General features: G+C 61.0%; 26 protein-coding genes. 1 reads left to right on the top strand and 25 read right to left on the bottom strand.

Going from position 1 to position 17922, the window contains the following annotated elements:
* Positions 1–6: 6 nt before the first annotated feature.
* From nuoK to QO231_RS02130, 23 genes are all read right to left on the bottom strand, one after another.
* Complete coding sequence (gene nuoK, locus QO231_RS02240) at positions 7–312, bottom strand: NADH-quinone oxidoreductase subunit NuoK (protein ID WP_005984024.1); 306 nt, start codon at positions 310–312, stop codon at positions 7–9.
* Between the two features lie 3 nt (positions 313–315).
* A complete protein-coding gene (locus QO231_RS02235) occupies positions 316–705 on the bottom strand; it encodes a hypothetical protein (RefSeq protein WP_316772801.1) in 390 nt (129 codons plus the stop codon).
* A 3-nt stretch (positions 706–708) separates the two neighbouring features.
* Positions 709–1311, bottom strand: coding sequence for an NADH-quinone oxidoreductase subunit J (locus QO231_RS02230; RefSeq protein ID WP_316772799.1), 603 nt, complete (start codon positions 1309–1311; stop codon positions 709–711).
* Positions 1308–1715 (bottom strand): carboxymuconolactone decarboxylase family protein, encoded by a 408-nt coding sequence (locus QO231_RS02225; RefSeq protein WP_316772796.1) that lies wholly within the window; start codon positions 1713–1715, stop codon positions 1308–1310. The genes QO231_RS02230 and QO231_RS02225 overlap by 4 nt, the downstream gene beginning before the upstream one ends.
* Positions 1712–1888: a hypothetical protein gene (locus tag QO231_RS02220; protein WP_316772793.1), complete on the bottom strand. Its 177-nt coding sequence runs from the start codon at positions 1886–1888 to the stop codon at positions 1712–1714. The genes QO231_RS02225 and QO231_RS02220 overlap by 4 nt, the downstream gene beginning before the upstream one ends.
* Positions 1885–2379 (bottom strand): NADH-quinone oxidoreductase subunit NuoI, encoded by a 495-nt coding sequence (nuoI, locus tag QO231_RS02215; protein WP_316772790.1) that lies wholly within the window; start codon positions 2377–2379, stop codon positions 1885–1887. Before nuoI ends, QO231_RS02220 begins: the two co-directional genes overlap by 4 nt.
* Before the next feature lie 2 nt (positions 2380–2381).
* Positions 2382–3419, bottom strand: coding sequence for an NADH-quinone oxidoreductase subunit NuoH (nuoH, locus tag QO231_RS02210; RefSeq protein WP_316772788.1), 1038 nt, complete (start codon positions 3417–3419; stop codon positions 2382–2384).
* Positions 3420–3662: 243 nt separating this feature from the next.
* Positions 3663–5684 (bottom strand): NADH-quinone oxidoreductase subunit NuoG, encoded by a 2022-nt coding sequence (nuoG, locus tag QO231_RS02205; protein ID WP_316772785.1) that lies wholly within the window; start codon positions 5682–5684, stop codon positions 3663–3665.
* A 3-nt stretch (positions 5685–5687) separates the two neighbouring features.
* Positions 5688–6101, bottom strand: a complete 414-nt coding sequence (locus tag QO231_RS02200; RefSeq protein WP_316772781.1) for a DUF5333 domain-containing protein — start codon at positions 6099–6101, stop codon at positions 5688–5690.
* Between the two features lie 97 nt (positions 6102–6198).
* Entirely contained in the window at positions 6199–6549 is a 351-nt protein-coding gene (locus QO231_RS02195; protein ID WP_316772778.1) for a hypothetical protein, read from the bottom strand.
* A 1-nt stretch (position 6550) separates the two neighbouring features.
* Positions 6551–7258, bottom strand: coding sequence for a class I SAM-dependent methyltransferase (locus tag QO231_RS02190; RefSeq protein WP_316772776.1), 708 nt, complete (start codon positions 7256–7258; stop codon positions 6551–6553).
* A 59-nt stretch (positions 7259–7317) separates the two neighbouring features.
* On the bottom strand, positions 7318–7821 hold the full coding sequence (locus QO231_RS02185; RefSeq protein ID WP_316772774.1) for a DUF3291 domain-containing protein: 504 nt from the start codon (positions 7819–7821) through the stop codon (positions 7318–7320).
* On the bottom strand, positions 7818–8234 hold the full coding sequence (locus QO231_RS02180; RefSeq protein WP_316772770.1) for an MAPEG family protein: 417 nt from the start codon (positions 8232–8234) through the stop codon (positions 7818–7820). Before QO231_RS02180 ends, QO231_RS02185 begins: the two co-directional genes overlap by 4 nt.
* Positions 8235–8236: 2 nt before the next feature.
* Positions 8237–9535, bottom strand: a complete 1299-nt coding sequence (gene nuoF, locus QO231_RS02175; RefSeq protein ID WP_316772767.1) for an NADH-quinone oxidoreductase subunit NuoF — start codon at positions 9533–9535, stop codon at positions 8237–8239.
* A 5-nt stretch (positions 9536–9540) separates the two neighbouring features.
* Positions 9541–9768, bottom strand: a complete 228-nt coding sequence (locus QO231_RS02170) for a DUF5337 domain-containing protein (RefSeq protein WP_316772764.1) — start codon at positions 9766–9768, stop codon at positions 9541–9543.
* Between the two features lie 26 nt (positions 9769–9794).
* A complete protein-coding gene (locus tag QO231_RS02165; RefSeq protein WP_316772761.1) occupies positions 9795–10259 on the bottom strand; it encodes a hypothetical protein in 465 nt (154 codons plus the stop codon).
* A 30-nt stretch (positions 10260–10289) separates the two neighbouring features.
* A complete protein-coding gene (locus QO231_RS02160; protein ID WP_316772757.1) occupies positions 10290–11528 on the bottom strand; it encodes an NADH-quinone oxidoreductase subunit E in 1239 nt (412 codons plus the stop codon).
* Between the two features lie 82 nt (positions 11529–11610).
* Positions 11611–12840: an NADH-quinone oxidoreductase subunit D gene (locus QO231_RS02155; protein ID WP_316772753.1), complete on the bottom strand. Its 1230-nt coding sequence runs from the start codon at positions 12838–12840 to the stop codon at positions 11611–11613.
* On the bottom strand, positions 12841–13017 hold the full coding sequence (locus QO231_RS02150) for a hypothetical protein (protein ID WP_316773080.1): 177 nt from the start codon (positions 13015–13017) through the stop codon (positions 12841–12843).
* Positions 13014–13439: a GFA family protein gene (locus QO231_RS02145; protein WP_316772750.1), complete on the bottom strand. Its 426-nt coding sequence runs from the start codon at positions 13437–13439 to the stop codon at positions 13014–13016. The genes QO231_RS02150 and QO231_RS02145 overlap by 4 nt, the downstream gene beginning before the upstream one ends.
* On the bottom strand, positions 13436–14041 hold the full coding sequence (locus tag QO231_RS02140; protein ID WP_316772748.1) for an NADH-quinone oxidoreductase subunit C: 606 nt from the start codon (positions 14039–14041) through the stop codon (positions 13436–13438). Before QO231_RS02140 ends, QO231_RS02145 begins: the two co-directional genes overlap by 4 nt.
* Positions 14038–14586: a NuoB/complex I 20 kDa subunit family protein gene (locus tag QO231_RS02135; RefSeq protein WP_316772747.1), complete on the bottom strand. Its 549-nt coding sequence runs from the start codon at positions 14584–14586 to the stop codon at positions 14038–14040. Before QO231_RS02135 ends, QO231_RS02140 begins: the two co-directional genes overlap by 4 nt.
* Entirely contained in the window at positions 14577–14942 is a 366-nt protein-coding gene (locus QO231_RS02130) for an NADH-quinone oxidoreductase subunit A (RefSeq protein WP_316772745.1), read from the bottom strand. Before QO231_RS02130 ends, QO231_RS02135 begins: the two co-directional genes overlap by 10 nt.
* Positions 14943–15166: 224 nt before the next feature.
* Here QO231_RS02130 and QO231_RS02125 point away from each other — a divergent pair, with 224 nt between their 5' ends.
* Positions 15167–16225, top strand: a complete 1059-nt coding sequence (locus QO231_RS02125) for an NAD(P)H-dependent flavin oxidoreductase (RefSeq protein ID WP_316772743.1) — start codon at positions 15167–15169, stop codon at positions 16223–16225.
* Between the two features lie 6 nt (positions 16226–16231).
* Here QO231_RS02125 and QO231_RS02120 read toward each other — a convergent pair whose 3' ends face one another.
* Both QO231_RS02120 and QO231_RS02115 read right to left on the bottom strand, forming a co-directional pair.
* Positions 16232–17014 (bottom strand): crotonase/enoyl-CoA hydratase family protein, encoded by a 783-nt coding sequence (locus tag QO231_RS02120; RefSeq protein ID WP_316772741.1) that lies wholly within the window; start codon positions 17012–17014, stop codon positions 16232–16234.
* Positions 17014–17874, bottom strand: a complete 861-nt coding sequence (locus QO231_RS02115) for a hydroxymethylglutaryl-CoA lyase (protein ID WP_316772739.1) — start codon at positions 17872–17874, stop codon at positions 17014–17016. Before QO231_RS02115 ends, QO231_RS02120 begins: the two co-directional genes overlap by 1 nt.
* Positions 17875–17922: the final 48 nt, after the last annotated feature.

The raw sequence follows: 17922 nt of genomic DNA, 5'->3' as shown, positions 1-17922 counted from the left end.
GTTCTCTCAGCCCTTCATCATATTGACGTCTTCAACCGCGATGGTGCCGCGGTTCCGGAAGAAGCAGACCAGGATCGCCAACCCGATCGCGGCTTCGGCGGCGGCGACCGTCAGAACGAACAGCGTAAACACCTGCCCGACCAGATCGCCCAGAAAGCTGGAAAACGCGACAAGGTTGATGTTCACCGCCAAGAGCATCAGTTCAATGCTCATCAACAGGATGATCACGTTCTTGCGGTTCAGGAACAGCCCGAAAATCCCGATGACGAACAGCGTCGCTGCGACTGTGAGGTAATGTTCAAGTCCGATCATGATTCACCATTCCAGCAACGGATAACCGTGCTTCTTGCATGCGTGTTGTGCCAGCGGGGCAACGTCGGTGGTTACATCAATCGGACTCAGATTGAACCCGAGGGAATTCACCGGAAATTCGTCCGGGCTGGCATCGCCGGCATAGACGGGGGCGTAGGTCTTGTTCGTACAATCAAAGCTATGAATCGAATGTGTGGTTGCACCCGCGCTTACCTTCTTGGAATGAAGCTGAACGGTTCCATCGCCAAAATCCTTGCTGGCAACCTCATAATGCTCGTCGATTTCATGAGGCGTGGTAATCGGGCTTTCCGCGAGGGCGACGCTTGCGACAGACAACAGACACCAGATCGTCACGGCGGCAAGACAACGTGTTCTGGATGCAATGTTTAGCATTGGTTACAGCCCCTGCCCCGGTTTCACGTCTTTCAGTTCCATCGCGGTTGCCGGATCGCGCATCATCTGCCCGACGATGTTCTGCCGCTTGACATCGGTGCGGTGCCGCAGGGTCAGCACGATGGCCCCCACCATCGCAACCAGCAGGATCAACCCCGCCAGCTGGAATAGCAGGAAATACTGGTCATAGAGGATCAGCCCGAGCGCCTCGGTATTGTGCCTGTCGGTCGGCACCACCTGGGCACGCAGATCACTGGCCACATGGCTGCTTTCCCAGGCCCCAAAGGCCATGACGAACTGCATCAGGATCACGAGACCGATCAGCAATGCGAGCGGCATGTACCGGGCCATCTCGGCCTTGAGTTCGGCGAAATCCACGTCCAGCATCATGACGACAAACAGGAAGAGAACCGCAACCGCGCCCACATAGACGATGACCAGCAACATCGCGACGAATTCCGCGCCCAGAAGGACAAAGAGGCCCGCTGCCGAGATGAACGACAGGATCAGCCACAACACCGAATGAACCGGCTGCCGGCTGATCACGGTGAACAGGCCACCGGTGATCACGCTGATCGAAAAGAGGTAGAAGGCAAAAACACTCATGTTTCGTCGCCCTCTGTTTCGTCCATCACGTCTTTCGCAAGATCCATCGCACGGGTCATGGCCGGAAGGCCGGCGAACACCGACATCTGACCGATGGTCTCCACGATCTCCTGCTTGCGTGCCCCGGCCTCGATGGCGTGGCGCACGGTCTGGCGCACGGCAGTGTCGGCCTGCGCGCCCTGCATGGTCAGCCCGGCCAGCGTGATCAAGAGGCGGGTCTTGGCATCCAGGCCGTCTTTGTTGACCGAATTGCCGAACCACATTTCCATGACCTCTTTGGGCATGGTCGGCCACAGCGTCTCGAACCCTTTGGGCGAGAAATTCTCGAGCGCCGGATTGAATGACTTGGCCATGTCCTGCGCCTGTTTCATCATTGCTTCGAATGGGTTCTGTGGGTCCGTCATTCAAAATTCTCCGTCGGAATCTGCGGAAGCTCACCGCGAAGCCGTGCCACTTCTACTTCCAATGCTGCAATGCGACGTAGCGCGTCATCAAGCGTGTCGCGCAACGTGTCGATTTCGCGTGCCGGGCGCTTGATCGGCTGCACCAGCCCGCCGGTATTTTCCGTCATGTTCATCGGTACGGCGCGTCCAGTTCGAGGTTGCGGGCGATTTCGGCTTCCCACATGTCGCCATTCGCCAGGAGCTTGTCCTTGTCATAGAACAGTTCTTCGCGGGTCTCGGTGGCGAACTCGAAATTCGGGCCTTCGACTATCGCATCCACCGGGCAGGCTTCCTGGCAGAAGCCGCAATAGATGCATTTGGTCATGTCGATGTCATAGCGAGTAGTGCGGCGGCTGCCGTCCTCGCGCGGTTCGGCATCGATGGTGATCGCCTGTGCCGGGCAGATCGCCTCGCAGAGTTTGCAGGCGATACAGCGTTCCTCGCCATTGGGATAGCGACGCAACGCATGTTCCCCGCGAAAGCGCGGCGACAGCGGGCCCTTTTCATGCGGATAGTTCAGCGTCGCCTTGGGCGCGAAAAAGTACTTCAGCCCCAATTTCATGCCGACCATGAAGTCCCAGAGCAGGAAATATTTGGCCGCGCGGGTATAGTCGATAGTCGCCATTATCAGCCCCCAGTGCCCCAGCGGGCGAATGCCCCCCAGAACCAATCGAATTTTGCCGCGAAGGATACGAACACCACCCAGCCGAGGCTGAACGGCAGGAACACTTTCCAGCCCAGACGCATCAACTGGTCATAGCGGTAACGCGGCGTGATCGCCTTGACCATCGCAAAGAGAAAGAAGAAGAACGCCATCTTGCCGACCATCCAAAGCACGCCGTCCGGCAAGCCCGGAATTGGTGACAGCCAGCCGCCAAAGAACAAGAGCGAGGTCAGCGCACACATCAGGAAGATAGCGATGTATTCACCGGCCATGAACAACAGGAACGGCGTTGCCGAATACTCCACCTGATAACCGGCCACCAGTTCGCTTTCGGCCTCGGGCAGGTCAAACGGCGGGCGGTTGGTTTCGGCAAGGGCCGAGATGAAGAACAGGAAGACCATCGGGAAATGCGGCAGCCAGTACCAGCTGAAGAACCCATAGGCTCCATCCTGCGCCCGCACGATGTCGGAAAAATTCAGCGAACCGGTCGAGATGATGATGCCGATGATGATCAGGCCGATGGACACCTCATACGAGATCATCTGCGCGGCCGAGCGCAAGCTCCCCAGGAACGGGTATTTCGAGTTGGAGGCCCAGCCCCCCATGATCACGCCGTAGACCTCGAGACTGGACACCGCGAACACGTAGAGGATCGCGACGTTGATATCCGAAAGCACCCAGCCGTCGTTGAACGGGATCACCGCCCAGGCGATCATCGCAAGAACAAAGCTCGTCAGCGGTGCCAGAAGGAACACGGCGCGGTCTGACCCGGCGGGTATCACGACCTCTTTCACCACGTATTTCAGCGCATCCGCCACCGATTGCAGCAGACCGAACACACCCACCACATTCGGGCCCCGACGCATCTGGACCGCAGCCCAGATCTTGCGGTCACCGTAGACGAGGAACAGGAGCGAGATCATGACAAATGCAACAACGGCAAGCACTTGTGCAAAAATCAGCAGCGCGATGCCGCCCGGAGTGGAAAAGAAATCAGCCATAAGTCCTCACACCGTCGGTATTCCGTTGTTTTGCGCTTTTGGCGACCACGAGACAGGCGCCCGAAGAGTCCAGCCCGCATGGCAATGATGACGAGTTGCTGTAAACAGCATCTGCCGGCCACATACTAGCCTCTTCATTGTATTTTGTGCGCAAATGACGCGCCCATATCGCCGGCTGGCCGCGCATATTGCCCCTGCTCACGGCATTATCTGCCCGTGGCGATGCTATGTGTGGCGTCGTGTTCATTCCGCCGCGATCCGATCCTGTCCGCGTGCCTTCGAGGCCGCAGACAGTTCGGCCATCAGCGCGCTGGCCCGGGCAATCGGGTTGGTCAGATAGAAATCGCTGATCGCCGGACGAAAGCTCGCCTCGCCCAGAGATGCACCCTCCAGCAGCTGAACCTCGTTTTCCGGAACCTCGTCGATCCGTGCCAGATGCGGCACGTCGGCAACCAGTGCCTTGCGCAGCTGCGCCAGGGTGTCATACGGCAGCGTCGCCCCCATTTCCGAACTCAGCGCGCGCAGGATGGCCCAGTTTTCCTTGGCCTGCCCCGGCGCGAACCCGGCGCGCAGCGCCAGTTGCGGGCGGCCTTCGGTGTTGACGAACAAACCCTGCTCTTCCGTATAGGCCGCGCCCGGCAGGATCACGTCGGCACGATGCGCACCCCGATCCCCGTGGCTGCCCTGGTAGATCACAAAGGCTCCGGCGGCGATGTCGATCTCATCCGCACCCAGGTTATAGATCACGTCAGCGTCGTTGAGCGCGTCCATGCCACGGTCATTGGTGCACCCCGCATCCATCGCGCCGACCCGACCGGCGGCGGTGTGCAGGATCAACAATCCGCTCTGAGTGGCCTCGGCAACCTTCTGGGCTGCGGCGAGAACGGCCGTGCCATCGGCGTCCTGCAACGCGCCCTGCCCGACGATGACCATCGACGCTCGGCTGCGAATCTCGTCGTCTCCGCCCATGTCGACGACCTGCTGCAAGGCTGCACGGTCATCCCCCACATGCGCGTATTCATACGTCAGATCGGCCGCTTGTCCAACCAAAGCAATGTCGGCGCCGCGCGCCCAGGCCCGGCGAATACGGGAATTCAGAACCGGGGCTTCAAGGCGCGGGTTGGTGCCGATCAACAGGATGCGCTCGGCGAAATCCACGTCCTCGATCCGTGCCGTTCCAACATAGGCACCGCGATTGCCGGCAGGCAACTTGGCCCCATCGGTACGGCATTCGACGACACCCTCCTGACCCTCGATCAGCTGTTTCAGCGCAAAGGCGGCCTCGACCGGGGCCAGTTCGCCGACGACACCCACCGGAGCCTTGGCTGCTTTCAACGCATCAGAGGCCGCGGCAAGCGCTTCGCCCCAGCTCGCCGGGCGCAATTTGCCACTCTCACGGATATAGGGCTGATCCAACCGCTGGCGGCGCAAACCGTCCCAGACGAACCGTGTCTTGTCTGAAATCCATTCTTCGTTCACGCCGTCATGGTTGCGCGGCAGGAACCGCATGACTTCGCGCCCCTTGGTGTCGACCCGGATGTTCGACCCAAGGGCGTCCATCACGTCGATGCTTTCGGTCTTGGTCAACTCCCAGGGCCGCGCCGTGAATGCATAGGGCTTGGACACCAATGCGCCGACCGGGCAGAGATCGATGATATTGCCCTGCATGTTGGAATCGAGCGTTTCACCGAGATAGCTGGTGATTTCGGCGTCCTCGCCGCGCCCGGTCTGGCCCATCTGGGTGATACCCGCAACTTCGGTGGTAAAACGCACGCAGCGGGTGCAGGAAATGCACCGGGTCATATGGGTTTCCACGAGCGGCCCGAGATCAAGGTCCTCGGAAGCGCGCTTGGCTTCGCGGAACCGGCTGAAATCGACGCCATAGGCCATTGCCTGATCCTGCAGGTCGCATTCACCGCCCTGATCGCAGATCGGACAATCCAGCGGGTGGTTTATGAGCAGGAACTCCATCACCCCTTCGCGCGCCTTCTTGACCATAGGCGAGTTGGTCTTGACCACGGGCGCCTGACCTTCGGGACCGGGGCGCAAATCCCTGACCTGCATCGCACAGGATGCCGTCGGTTTCGGCGGGCCGCCCACGACCTCGACCAGACACATGCGGCAGTTGCCCGCAATCGACAGGCGTTCGTGATAGCAGAAACGCGGAATCTCCACACCCGCGACTTCGCAGGCCTGGATCAGGGTCATCGCCCCGTCAACTTCGATCTCGGTTCCATCAATGTTGATCTTGCGCAGGTCAGACATGGTCTATCTCGCCTTCAATAGCGCGCCAATCGCGCTGGATTTTGCAATTTCCGCGCGACCAAACGCACAGAAAGTTTCGGGTTTGTCGACATCGACACCCCGGGATTCAAGGTATTTTTCGCCTTTCGCGCGCATCCGGTCCTTTTCCCTGTCGGATTCAACATAGGCACGGATCTCGGCATCGGTATAACCCAGCTGATTGGCGCGGCGGCGCAGCTGGAACAGCATGTTGTAGCCCTTCAGCCGACGCCCCGCGAGGGTGTCGCACTTGCGGCCCACCTCGCTCGCAACGGCAACCACGAACAGCGTGCCTTCAATTTCCGGCACGTCGCTCAGCGGTGGTTTGGAATTCGCGGCAACCGCCGGAGCGGCGGCACAGACGGCAAGTGCCAGGGCACAGGATTTCAGTCGGTTCATGTCAAAGTCCTCCATTGTGGAAGACCGACTGCGCCCGTCTGGCCGATGATATGCAATATCATCCGCGTGTTATCGTCTTTTGTCGCGGCATAACCCCTCATGGATCGCATTTCCCGCGGAAGGTGATGTTGTTGTCGACAATCGCCAGACGCCCGGCTTCGGTATCCGGGCCGATCGTCCATGCGATGTCGGACGTGCCATAATTGGTCACGCAATAGATCGTACCCTGATAGCGCGCAGCCTCGCGCGCGCCATCCAGCGACTGGGTCGCCTTGTAGATGGTCGAGGTGAAATCCGCGCGCGATACCTTCTTGTCAACAGCCTTGGTCTTGGACTTGAACACCACGCCGTCAAACGGCACCAGATTGGGATTGTCCCGTCCGCAGGCAACCGGCACCGTCAATGCCGCAGCGATCAAGACCACAACCGTTTTCACAGACATCTTCATTCTAGCCCACCCGCGAGTGAACGGGTCGATAGACCGGTTCTTTTTCGATGACAGCAATGGAATCGTGAATGTGCAGGCCCGATATGACCCTGCCCAGTTCAGGGTGGCGCATGCCCTTCTTGTGATACCAGCGGTGCATGTCGTCGACCAGTTCACGGGCAAATCGGAAAAAGTTCTGATTGCTGCGATACCCGCCGCCATATTTCTCGATGTAAGCGGTGTGCAGATCCTCGATCATGTAGATGCCATGCTCTTCCAGACGCGGATACAACGCCTCGAACGAGGCCCGCACATGCGGCATGCGGTGGCTGCCATCGTCCAGAATCACATCAACACCGCCCATCTCGTCAACCAGCGCATTCAGGAACTCCGGATCTGCCTGGCTGCCGATGCGCACCTGCGCGGCCTGCCCGTCGAACCGGGCGCAATCCTTGTTGATGTCGATGCCGTAGATCACCGCATCCTCGCCAAGATAGTTGCGCCACATCTGCAGGCTCCCGCCCTTGTTGATGCCAATCTCGAGAAACCGCACCTTGGTGCCGCGAAATCTCGAAAAATAGCGATCATAGATCGGAATGTAGTGATGCCACTTGTGAACCACGACGCCGGTATTGCCGGCAAACACCGGCAACAGATCACCGTCATATCCGTATTTCTCTCGGATATCGGCGGCAACATCGCCATCTTCGTCAAAGCGAAAGCGCCTCATGATACCTTGCTTTCTGATATCGGCAGGGAAAATTTCTGCATTATGCTCATACCCCGCCCCTATTTCGCCGCCACAGGGGTGCAGCGCTTGCCTCGCCACATGCTGGCCTGTTCAAGCTGCGCCCAGCCAAAGGCGGATTCGTCGGGCCCGTTGTCGCGCATATGCTCCAGACGCGCCATCGCCTCGTCCAGCGTCGGGCGATGCCCGACAGGAACCCACCACATGACGAAATGCTGATCGGCGAGGATATCGAACCATTGCTGGCGCTTGTCGTAGAACTGCTTGTGTACCGTTCCCCAGACGAATTTTTCCAGCGCGGCCACATCCTCCCAAACCGTCAGATTGGCAACGAACTGCGGATCACCGCCAATGCTGTTCTCGGTATTGCCGGTGCCCGGTTCTCCCGAGCCTTCCATCATCCAGACGAACCCCGGCATCCGTTTGCCCAAGCCGTTGATCCGGTCGAGATTTGCCATGAACTCGGCCACGCGCGGATCGTCGGTGGGTGCCAGCAGGCGGCCGATGTTCAGCTCTGCCAGATGATATGTCTGTGTTTCGCTCACAGCAATGCCACCAATCCCAGGATGGCCATCGCCAACATGCAGACCCAGCCCACGACATATGCAATGCTGCGTAGTCCGTTGTGCGGACTTCCGATCGCCGCCACGTGCACGAAGATCATGAACAGGCGGCTTGCGAGTGTCAGCGCCGCGAGAAGGTTGATCCAGAACGGGCTGGCCCCGGCCAGAACCGCAATACCCGCGGTCGCGAGAAAGATAGACAGGGTATCGGTTCCGTTCTCGAACACCCGGTGCAGCCGGTAGGCAAGGTCAGAGTAATCTGCCGCAGGCTCGGCACCGGGTGCAAGCCCTTGCTTGCCCTTCTGAAGTGCCGAAAGCGGCGAAAACAGCATCACGACCACGGCAAAGAGCGCGACCGATGCCAATACTGGCCCATATGCTCCGAAAGTTTCCATGACTACTCCGCGGCCACGGCGCTGACGCGCCCGGTGCGCTTGTGCTTGATCCGGTCTTCGATCTCGTCACGGAAATTCCGGATCAGCCCCTGAATCGGCCAGGCGGCGGCATCGCCCAGAGCACAGATCGTGTGGCCCTCGACCTGCTTGGTCACATCCAGAAGCATGTCGATTTCCTCGACCTCCGCCTCTCCCGTCACAAGCCGGTCCATCACGCGCATCATCCAGCCGGTGCCTTCGCGGCACGGCGTGCATTGCCCACAGCTTTCGTGCTTGTAGAATTTGCTCAGCCGCCAGATCGCCTTGATGATGTCGGTGTCATTGTCCATCACGATCACCGCCGCCGTGCCCAGACCCGACCGCTGCTCGCGCAGCCAGTCGAAATCCATGATACAGTCTTCTTTCATGATCTTGCCGGGCAGACAGGGCACGGATGATCCGCCCGGAATGACCGCCTTGAGATTGTCCCAGCCACCGCGAATGCCGCCGCAATGGCGGTCGATCAACTCTTCAAAGCTGATGCTCATCGCTTCTTCGACAACACAGGGCGCGTTCACATGCCCGCTGATCGCAAACAGCTTGGTGCCCGCGTTGTTGGCCCGTCCAAAGCTCGAGAACCAGTCAGGACCCCGCCGCAGGATCGTCGGGACCACGGCAATGGATTCAACGTTGTTGACCGTCGTCGGGCAGCCATAAAGGCCCGCGCCCGCTGGAAACGGCGGTTTCATGCGGGGCATGCCCTTCTTGCCTTCGAGACTCTCCAGCAAGGCGGTTTCCTCGCCGCAGATATAGGCACCTGCCCCGTGATGCAGGTAGAGATCGAAATCCCAGTCTGATCCGGCGGCGTTCTTGCCCAAGAGGCCCGCGTCATAGGCCTCGTCTATGGCGTTCTGCAACGCCTCTTTCTCGCGGATATACTCACCGCGAATGTAGATATAGCAGGCATTTGCGTTCATCGCAAAGGAGGCGATCAAGCACCCTTCGACCAAGGTATGCGGATCATGGCGCATGATCTCGCGGTCCTTGCAGGTGCCCGGCTCGGATTCATCCGCATTCACCACCAGATACGCCGGGCGGCCATCGCTTTCCTTGGGCATGAACGACCATTTGAGACCGGTGGGAAAGCCCGCGCCGCCGCGTCCGCGCAGCCCGGAATCCTTCATCTGCTGCACGATCCAGTCGCGCCCCTTCTGGATCAGCCCCGCCGTCCCGTCCCAGTGACCGCGCGCCTTGGCACCGGCCAGAGTGCGGTCGTGCATCCCGTACAGGTTGGTAAATATCCGATCCTGGTCTTTCAGCATGCTGCCTACCTTTGACTATCCTGACGCATGCGCCAGAGTTGAAACGTGTTGATACCCGCATAGACAAATCCAGCCAGGGCAATGAAATCGAAGAGCAGAGCGTAGCGCCCCGGCAAGCCGATGGCCGGTCCGATGAAAAGCGAAAGCGCAAGCCAAAGCAGCGTCGTCCCGGCGATCACCAGAGCGATATGTCGTCCCTTGCGGGCGATGGCGAGATTGCGTTCGTCGTTCATTCACTTCGGTTCGTCTGCCATTTGCCTCATGCCGAGGCGGGTTTGTTCTCAAAGCGCCACGAGCCTTTGCGCGTGGCGAGGTCCACCTGACCGGGGAGCGCCTTGCTCGCCTTGACCAGAGTGCTGGCGGTCAGGCCGGGTTGCTCAGCATCCGTCGGCGTTGTCACGTCCGGCGCAGGTTGAACGTCGGTCGCCTGCGGCTCTGGCGTGGGCTCGGGCTCTGCCGGGGTGGCGACGGGGTCCGCCGGCGCCGGTGCCGTTTGGACCTCGCGTTGAACCGGCGCCGCAGGGCGGCTGACCTCGCGTGTCACTTCGGTTTCCGACGCCTTGCCCCGTGGCAGCAGCACAAGACCAATCCCGAAGATCGCCAGACCGCCGACCACGGCAAAGACCAGACCGCCCCCCGCAACAAGAAGCACGATCCCGACGATTGCCCCGGCGATTGCTGCGGGAACCCAGCTTCGTCCCGTCTTGTTTGCTGATCTGGTCATGGCTCTGTTCCCTCGCGCTGTCGTTTTCCCTCAGGTGTCGTAAATCCCGTCCTCTTTGGCCCGCGCGGCAAACGCGGTGTCTTCGCCCGCCGCCAGTTTCTTTGCCTGCTCAACCCAGTCGTCACGGCTGACCCGGCCCTTGAAGCCAATCAGGTTCTCGTCAACCCACGCCACCTCCGCCGGGCTCCATGCCGCGACCTGGTCAAAGTGATACACACCGATGCTGTTCAACACACTTTCCAGCTTGGGGCCCACGCCCTTGATCAGTTTCAGATCGTCAGGCGTGCCGTCCCGCGCCGCATCAAGCAATACCGGCTTCTCGCCGGCGGCAACTTCGGCCGGGACCTCGGTCTTGTCGGCAGCCGGTCCCGCCGGACTGCCGCCTTGGTATGTCCACGCGCCCTTGCGGGTTGCCAGTTCTGCCTGACCCGGCAAGGGGCTGGACGGTTTGACAGGACCGGCCTGCCCTGTCGTCGCCTTGGCGGTTGCCTGTGCAGGCGCTTGAGCCTTGGGGGAGGGCGTTTCGGGCCGGGCCACAGGCTTCTCGCCACTGTTTGCCGCGTCCTTGCGCCATGGCGCAATCAACGGAACCTCGGTGCCATCGATGCGCTTGACGGTATCGCCGATATCGACCGCCAGTTGCACACTTGCGTTGTACTTGGTGTGGCCGCTGTCAAATTCCTTGAGACTCGTCAGACCGCTCAGCGGCTCGGACGCATAGCGCCCGTTCTGCGGGCCGGGCACCGGCACCTTGCCTGCCGCCAGTTCATCGATGATCTCGCCAAGACGGGTAACGGTCAGGTCTTCGTAATAGTCCTTGCCGATCTGCGCCATCGGCGCGTTCGCGCAGGATCCGAGGCATTCCACCTCTTCCCAGCTGAACTTGCCGTCTGCCGAAAGCGTATGCGGTTTCGCGGCGATCTTGTCCTGACAGACCGCCATCAGGTCCTCGGCGCCGCAGATCATGCACGATGTGGTGCCGCAAATCTGGATATGGGCCACGCTGCCCACCGGCTGAAGCTGGAACATGAAATAGAAACTGGCGACCTCGAGCGCACGGATATAGGCCATGCCCAGCATGTCGGCCACGGTTTCTATCGCCGGACGCGACAGCCAGCCTTCCTGCTCCTGCGCACGCCACAAGAGCGGAATGATCGCGCTGGCCTGCCGGCCTTCGGGATATTTGCTGATCTGCGCCTCGGCCCAGGCCATGTTGGCATCGGTAAAGGCAAAGCTCTCGGGCTGATCGTGATAGAGACGGCGAAGCATTAGATCGTCTTTCTGTTCACGCTGAGACGTGGGACGCCTCCGGCGGGAGTATTTTGACAAAGATGAAAAGGGCGGGACGGCATCACCGGTCGATCTCCCCAAACACCACGTCCATGGTTCCGATGATTGCCGCGACGTCGGCCAACTGGTGGCCGCCCGCGACATAGTCCATCGCCTGCAGATGCAGGAACCCCGGCGCGCGGATCTTGGCGCGGTAGGGTTTGTTGCTGCCATCGGCCACGAGGTAGACGCCGAATTCGCCCTTGGGGGCTTCGACGGCGGCATAGACTTCGCCCGCGGGGACATGGAAGCCTTCGGTATAGAGCTTGAAGTGATGGATGAGGCTCTCCATCGAGGTCTTCATGTCACTGCGCGACGGCGGTGTGATCTTGCCTCGGGCCAGAATCTCGCCTTTGCCCTCGGGCGCGCGCAGCTTTTCGATGGCCTGGTCGATGATGCGCAGCGACTGGCGCATCTCTTCCATGCGGACGAGATAACGGTCATAGCAATCGCCGTTCTTGCCGACCGGGATCTGAAAGTCGAATTCGTCATAGCATTCATAGGGCTGCGAGCGGCGCAAATCCCAGGCGAGACCCGAGCCGCGCACCATGACGCCGGAGAATCCGTAGTCCAGAATGTCCTGCTCGGAGACGACGCCGATATCCGCGTTGCGCTGCTTGAAGATGCGGTTTTCGGTCAGCAGTCCATCGATATCGGCCAGCACGCGCGGGAAATCGGCGGACCATGTTTCGATGTCGTCAATGAGATCGTCCGGCAGATCCTGATGCACGCCACCGGGCCGGAAATAGGCCGCGTGCAGACGCGCACCGCAGGCGCGTTCGTAGAACACCATCAGCTTTTCACGCTCTTCGAAACCCCAGAGCGGCGGAGTCAGCGCGCCCACGTCCATCGCCTGTGTCGTCACATTCAACAGGTGGTTCAGGATCCGGCCGATCTCGGAGTAAAGCACCCGGATCAGGCTGGCGCGGCGCGGCACCTCGACGCCGGTCAGCCGTTCGATGGCCAGACACCACGCATGTTCCTGGTTCATCGGCGCCACATAGTCGAGCCGGTCGAAATAGGGCAGGTTCTGCAGATAGGTGCGGCTTTCCATCAGCTTTTCGGTGCCACGGTGCAAAAGGCCGATATGCGGATCGCAGCGCTCGACGATCTCGCCGTCGAGTTCGAGCACCAGCCGCAGCACCCCATGCGCCGCAGGGTGCTGCGGGCCGAAGTTGATGTTGAAGTTGCGGATCTTCTGTTCGCCGGTCAGGGCGTCGGTTGATCCATCGTCAAATTTCGAGCCGTCCATCTACAGTTTCTCCAGCTCTTGCAGTTTGATCCCCATCCACCACAGCAGCGCGATGGTTCCGAACGGGACAAGACAGGCCGCGGCCCAGTATTTGTTGATGCCAAAGAACGGCAACAGCTTGACCATCGGGATCGCAGTCAATGCCGACAGAATGAGCCACCAGAAGCCACCCATCATGCACCGCCTTCCGGCTTGGGGGCAAACATCTCGAACACTTGCGCGCCGGTCAGCTTCATCGTCTCGCCCGCCAAGGCATAACTGTTCGGTTTCTCATCGTAAAAAATCTCGGCAACCACCGGAAAGGCCCCGGGATCGTCGAAAGCCTGTACCGAAACAACCTGATGAGAGCCGTCCTGCATGCGCCAGGCCAGAGACGAGCCGCATTGTTTGCAAAACACGCGCTCGCCCCATTCGCTTGCACGATAGATGCCGATCGGGGCATCGGCAGCGAAATCAAGACGGGTGCATTCGACAGAGACCATCATGCCCCCCGACCATTTCCGGCACATGCGGCAATGGCAGATGCCGGCGGTCGTTTCCTTCAATACTGCCGTCAGACGACAGGCTCCACAGAGACAGGTTCCGGTGACTTCGCTCATTTCGCCGCCTCCTTCTCATCCCCCGGCAGGATGTATTCGGCACCTTCCCAAGGGCTCATGAAATCGAACTGCCGGTATTCCTGCACCAGCGATACGGGCTCATAGACCACGCGTTTTTCGGCCTCGTCATAGCGCACCTCGGTATAGCCGGTGGTCGGGAAATCCTTGCGCAGCGGATGCCCGCGAAAACCATAGTCCGTCAGGATACGGCGCAGATCGGGGTGGCCGGAGAACAGGATGCCGAACATGTCAAAGACTTCGCGCTCAAACCAGTTGGCCGAGGGGTGAACGTCGATGATCGACGGCACCATATCCTCTTCCCGAGCGCCGACACGCAGACGGATCCGATGGTTCTGGTACATCGACAGGAAGTGATAGACGACATCAAAGCGTTTTGCCCGCTCGGGATAATCGACCGCCGTGATATCGACCAGCGACGAGAACCGGCAGTTCACATCCGATTTCAGAAACTCGACAAATGGCACCAGCGACGCAGGCGTCACATCCACGTTCAACTCGCCATGGGTCACATCCCATGCCAACACGCAATCAGGGCGCTTCAACTCGATATGGGTGCCCAGTTCGTTCAATGCGGCGCTCATCGTACAATCGTCCCCGTGCGGCGAATCTTGCGCTGCAACTGCATCAGGCCATAGAGCAACGCTTCTGCGGTCGGCGGGCACCCCGGCACATAGATATCGACCGGGACGATGCGGTCGCATCCGCGCACCACTGAATAGCTGTAATGATAGTAGCCACCGCCATTGGCGCAGGACCCCATCGAGATCACGTAGCGCGGCTCGGGCATCTGATCATAGACCTTGCGCAGGGCGGGCGCCATCTTGTTGGTCAGCGTCCCGGCAACGATCATCACGTCCGACTGGCGCGGAGAGGCGCGCGGCGCGATGCCAAACCGTTCCGCATCATAGCGCGGCATCGATGTATGCATCATCTCGACCGCGCAGCAGGCCAACCCAAAGGTCATCCAATGCAGGCTGCCGGTGCGGGCCCAGTTGATGATATCTTCGGTGGAGGTCAGCAGAAAGCCCTTGTCCTGCAGTTCGGCGTTCAGGGCCTGCGTCGCGACCTCGCGGTCAGGGCCGGCAGTGTTTCCGTTCGTCTGCAATGCAGTCTCACCTACTCCCATTCCATTGCCCCTTTTTTCCATTCATACGCAAAACCGAGCGTCAGCACGGCAAGGAACACCATCATCGACCAGAAGGCCGTATCGCTGAGATCCTTGAACCCGACGGCCCATGGGAACAGGAACGCGATTTCCAGATCGAAAATGATGAACAGGATCGAGACGAGGTAGAACCTGACATCGAATTTCATGCGCGCATCGTCAAAGGCGTTAAAGCCACATTCATAGGCGCTGACCTTTTCGGGGTCGGGATTGCGCACAGCCAGGATCACCGCTGCCAGGATCAGAACGATTCCCAGACCGGCCGCGACGACCAGAAACACCAGGATCGGGAGGTATTCCCGCAACATCTCTTCCACGAGCGTCTCCATTTTTGCTGCGCACGGTATCACACGGCGCTGACTAGGGATTTGTCTACTCTTGCCAATCCGGGGGGTCAACCAAGGGAACCGCTTGCGAAGAGGCGTTATCGCCGCAGTCCTGTGATAAAATGGGGAATCTGATCCCGCGTCGGGGCGGCTTGACGCGCGGCTGCCGCCATGTGTTCATGGTGAAAACCACTCTCACAATGGCGGAGAACACAATGCATTCGGCCCTGAGACGCGCCAGCGAATTCGCCCGGAATCTCGGCCTGAGCCGACCAATCCTGCTCGCGCCGATGGCGGGGGCATGCCCGGTTTCGCTCTCGGCGGCGGTTGCGGCCGGGGGTGGCATGGGAGCCTGCGGAGCATTGTTGATGACCCCGGACCAGATCGGCGGTTGGGCCCGCGACATGCGCGAAACATCGAACGGTAGTTTCCAGATGAACATCTGGATACCCGACCCGGTCCCGAACCGCGACGCGCAGCACGAGGCGCGCCTGCGCGATCACCTCGCGGATTGGGGGCCGAGCGTCCCTGCCGATGCCGCAGAGGCGCCGCTGCCGGACTTTGACGAACAATGCCGGGCCATGTTGGCGGCCTCGCCCGCGGCGATGTCATCGATCATGGGCCTCTATCCGCCGGATGTCGTGGCAGAGATGAAAGCGCGGGGCATCAAGTGGTTTGCAACTGTCACGACGGTTGCCGAGGCGCGCGCCGCTGCCACGGCGGGCGCGGATGTCATCATCGCGCAAGGCATGGAGGCCGGCGGTCATCGCGGGGCGTTTGATGCGGATCAGGCAGCAAGCGCGCTGGTCGGGCTGTTTGCCCTGCTGCCCGCCGTGGCCGATGCCGTAGATGTACCGGTGGTGGCAACCGGCGGCATCGTCGATGCACGTGGCATCGCGGCGGCGCTGGTCCTGGGGGCGTCGGCGGTCCAGATCGGAACCGGCTTCCTGCGCGCACCCGAGGCACAGACCAACCCGGCCTGGGCCGCCGCACTCGCCCGCACGGCACCGGAAGACACCATCGCGACAACGGCGTTTTCCGGGCGATTGGGCCGCTCCGTGCGCAATGCCTATGCCATGTCCGATGGCCCCGCCCCTGCCCCCTACCCCATACAACGGGCGCTGACCGGGCCGATGCGGTCCAGGGCGGCGAAAGACGGCAACATCGATGCGATGCAGGCCTGGGCCGGACAATCCGCGGCCCGCGCGCCGGACGAGCCTGCGGACCGCATCATCACGCGCCTTTGGGATGAAACGCTGGCCTTGTTCGGCTGAGGTCGCTCAGCTCATCCACGCGGCTTTGCGCTTGTCAAAGAACGCGCCGATCCCCTCTGCGGCCTCTTCGGTTTCCCACCGGTCGACAAGGGCGCGGATCGTCATGTCGATGGCCGCCTCGTTGACCGTCGGGGCCAGATCGCGCACCAGTTGCTTGGCTGACGCCACAGCACCCGGCGCACAGGACAGATATGGCACCACCTCGCGCTCGACCACCCCGGCAAGGTCCTCGGCGGGCACGATGCGCGCCAACAGGCCCAGATCAATCCCTTCGGCAGCCCCGAACAGACGGGCCGACATGAACACGCGCCGCGCCCGCGCCTCGCCCATCCGGGCCACGACATAGGGCCCGATGGTCGCCGGAATGAGGCCCAGCCGGGTCTCGGTCAGCCCCATCTTGATGTGATCCGCCCCGATCGCCACGTCGCAGACGCTGATCAGGCCCAGCCCACCGCCAAAGGCATTGCCCTGCACCGCCCCGATCACCGGTTTGGGCAGGGTGTTCAGCGCCCCCAGCATCTCGGCCAGCTTGCGCGCCTCGCGATACCGCGTTTCGCCATCTGCTGCCATCTGCGCCTGCATCCAGCCCAGGTCGCCGCCCGCGCAAAAGGATTTCCCCTCCGCCGCCAGCACGACGACACGCACAGCAGCGTCTGACGCCAGTTGCGCCGCGGCCGCTGTCAACTCGGCAATCATCTCGCCCGACATGGCATTGTGCTTGTCCGCACGGCTCAGCGTCAGCGTCGCGACGCCCCGGTCATCGGTGATGATGTCGATTGTCTGATACATCACGCCTCACCACCGCGCATGGCCTGCGCCATGCCCGCCGCCTTGCGCAGCACATCAAGATCCAGCCCGGTATCATAGCCCAGGCGCTCGAGATGCTCGGCCACCACCTCGGTTGCGACATTGCCGCTGGCACCGGGCGCATAGGGGCAACCGCCCAGACCGCCGACAGCAGTATCAAAGACGCGCACCCCAAGCGACAGCGAGGCGTCGATATTTGCAAGCGCCCGACCCGCCGTATCGTGGTAATGCCCCGCCAGTCGCGACACCGGTACGTGGTCGCGCACGGCGATCAGCATCCGCGCGATGCTGTCAGGCGTGGCCTGTCCGATGGTGTCGCCCAGCGAGATTTCATAGCAGCCGTGTGCAAACAGGGTATCGGCCAGTTCCGCAACCCTGGCCGGATCCGTCTTGCCATCGAACGGACAATCCGTGACGCAGGAGATATAGGCGCGCACCGGCAGATCCACATGCCGTGCCGCCTCGAGGATCGGTTTGAAGCGCTCGATCGATTCGGCAATGGTCGCGTTTACATTCGCCTTTGAAAATCCTTCGCTGGCGGATGCAAATATCGCAATCTCGTCGGCGCCGGCGGTGCGCGCATCGTCATAACCACGCATGTTCGGCGTCAGCGCCGCGTACCGAACGCCGGGGGCCCGCGTGATTCCCGCAAGCACATCGCCACTCCCGGCCATCTGCGGAACCCATTTCGGCGACACGAAACTCGCCACCTCGATGCGCGTGAAGCCTGCGCCGCTGAGGCAATCGACCAGTGCGATTTTCTCCCCGACCGGAATCTCGCGCTTTTCGTTCTGCAAGCCGTCACGCGGCCCGACCTCGAAAATCTCAACAGTATCGCTCATCGTCTCTCCCAACGCAGTTTGGACTGCCCGACCCTAGCACCGTCTTTC

Source organism: Sedimentitalea todarodis, assembly GCF_032595355.1.
GTDB classification, from domain to species: Bacteria; Pseudomonadota; Alphaproteobacteria; order Rhodobacterales; family Rhodobacteraceae; genus Sedimentitalea; species Sedimentitalea todarodis.
Note: the sequence above shows the minus strand (reverse complement) of the source record. Positions and strands in the feature narration are given on the sequence as shown.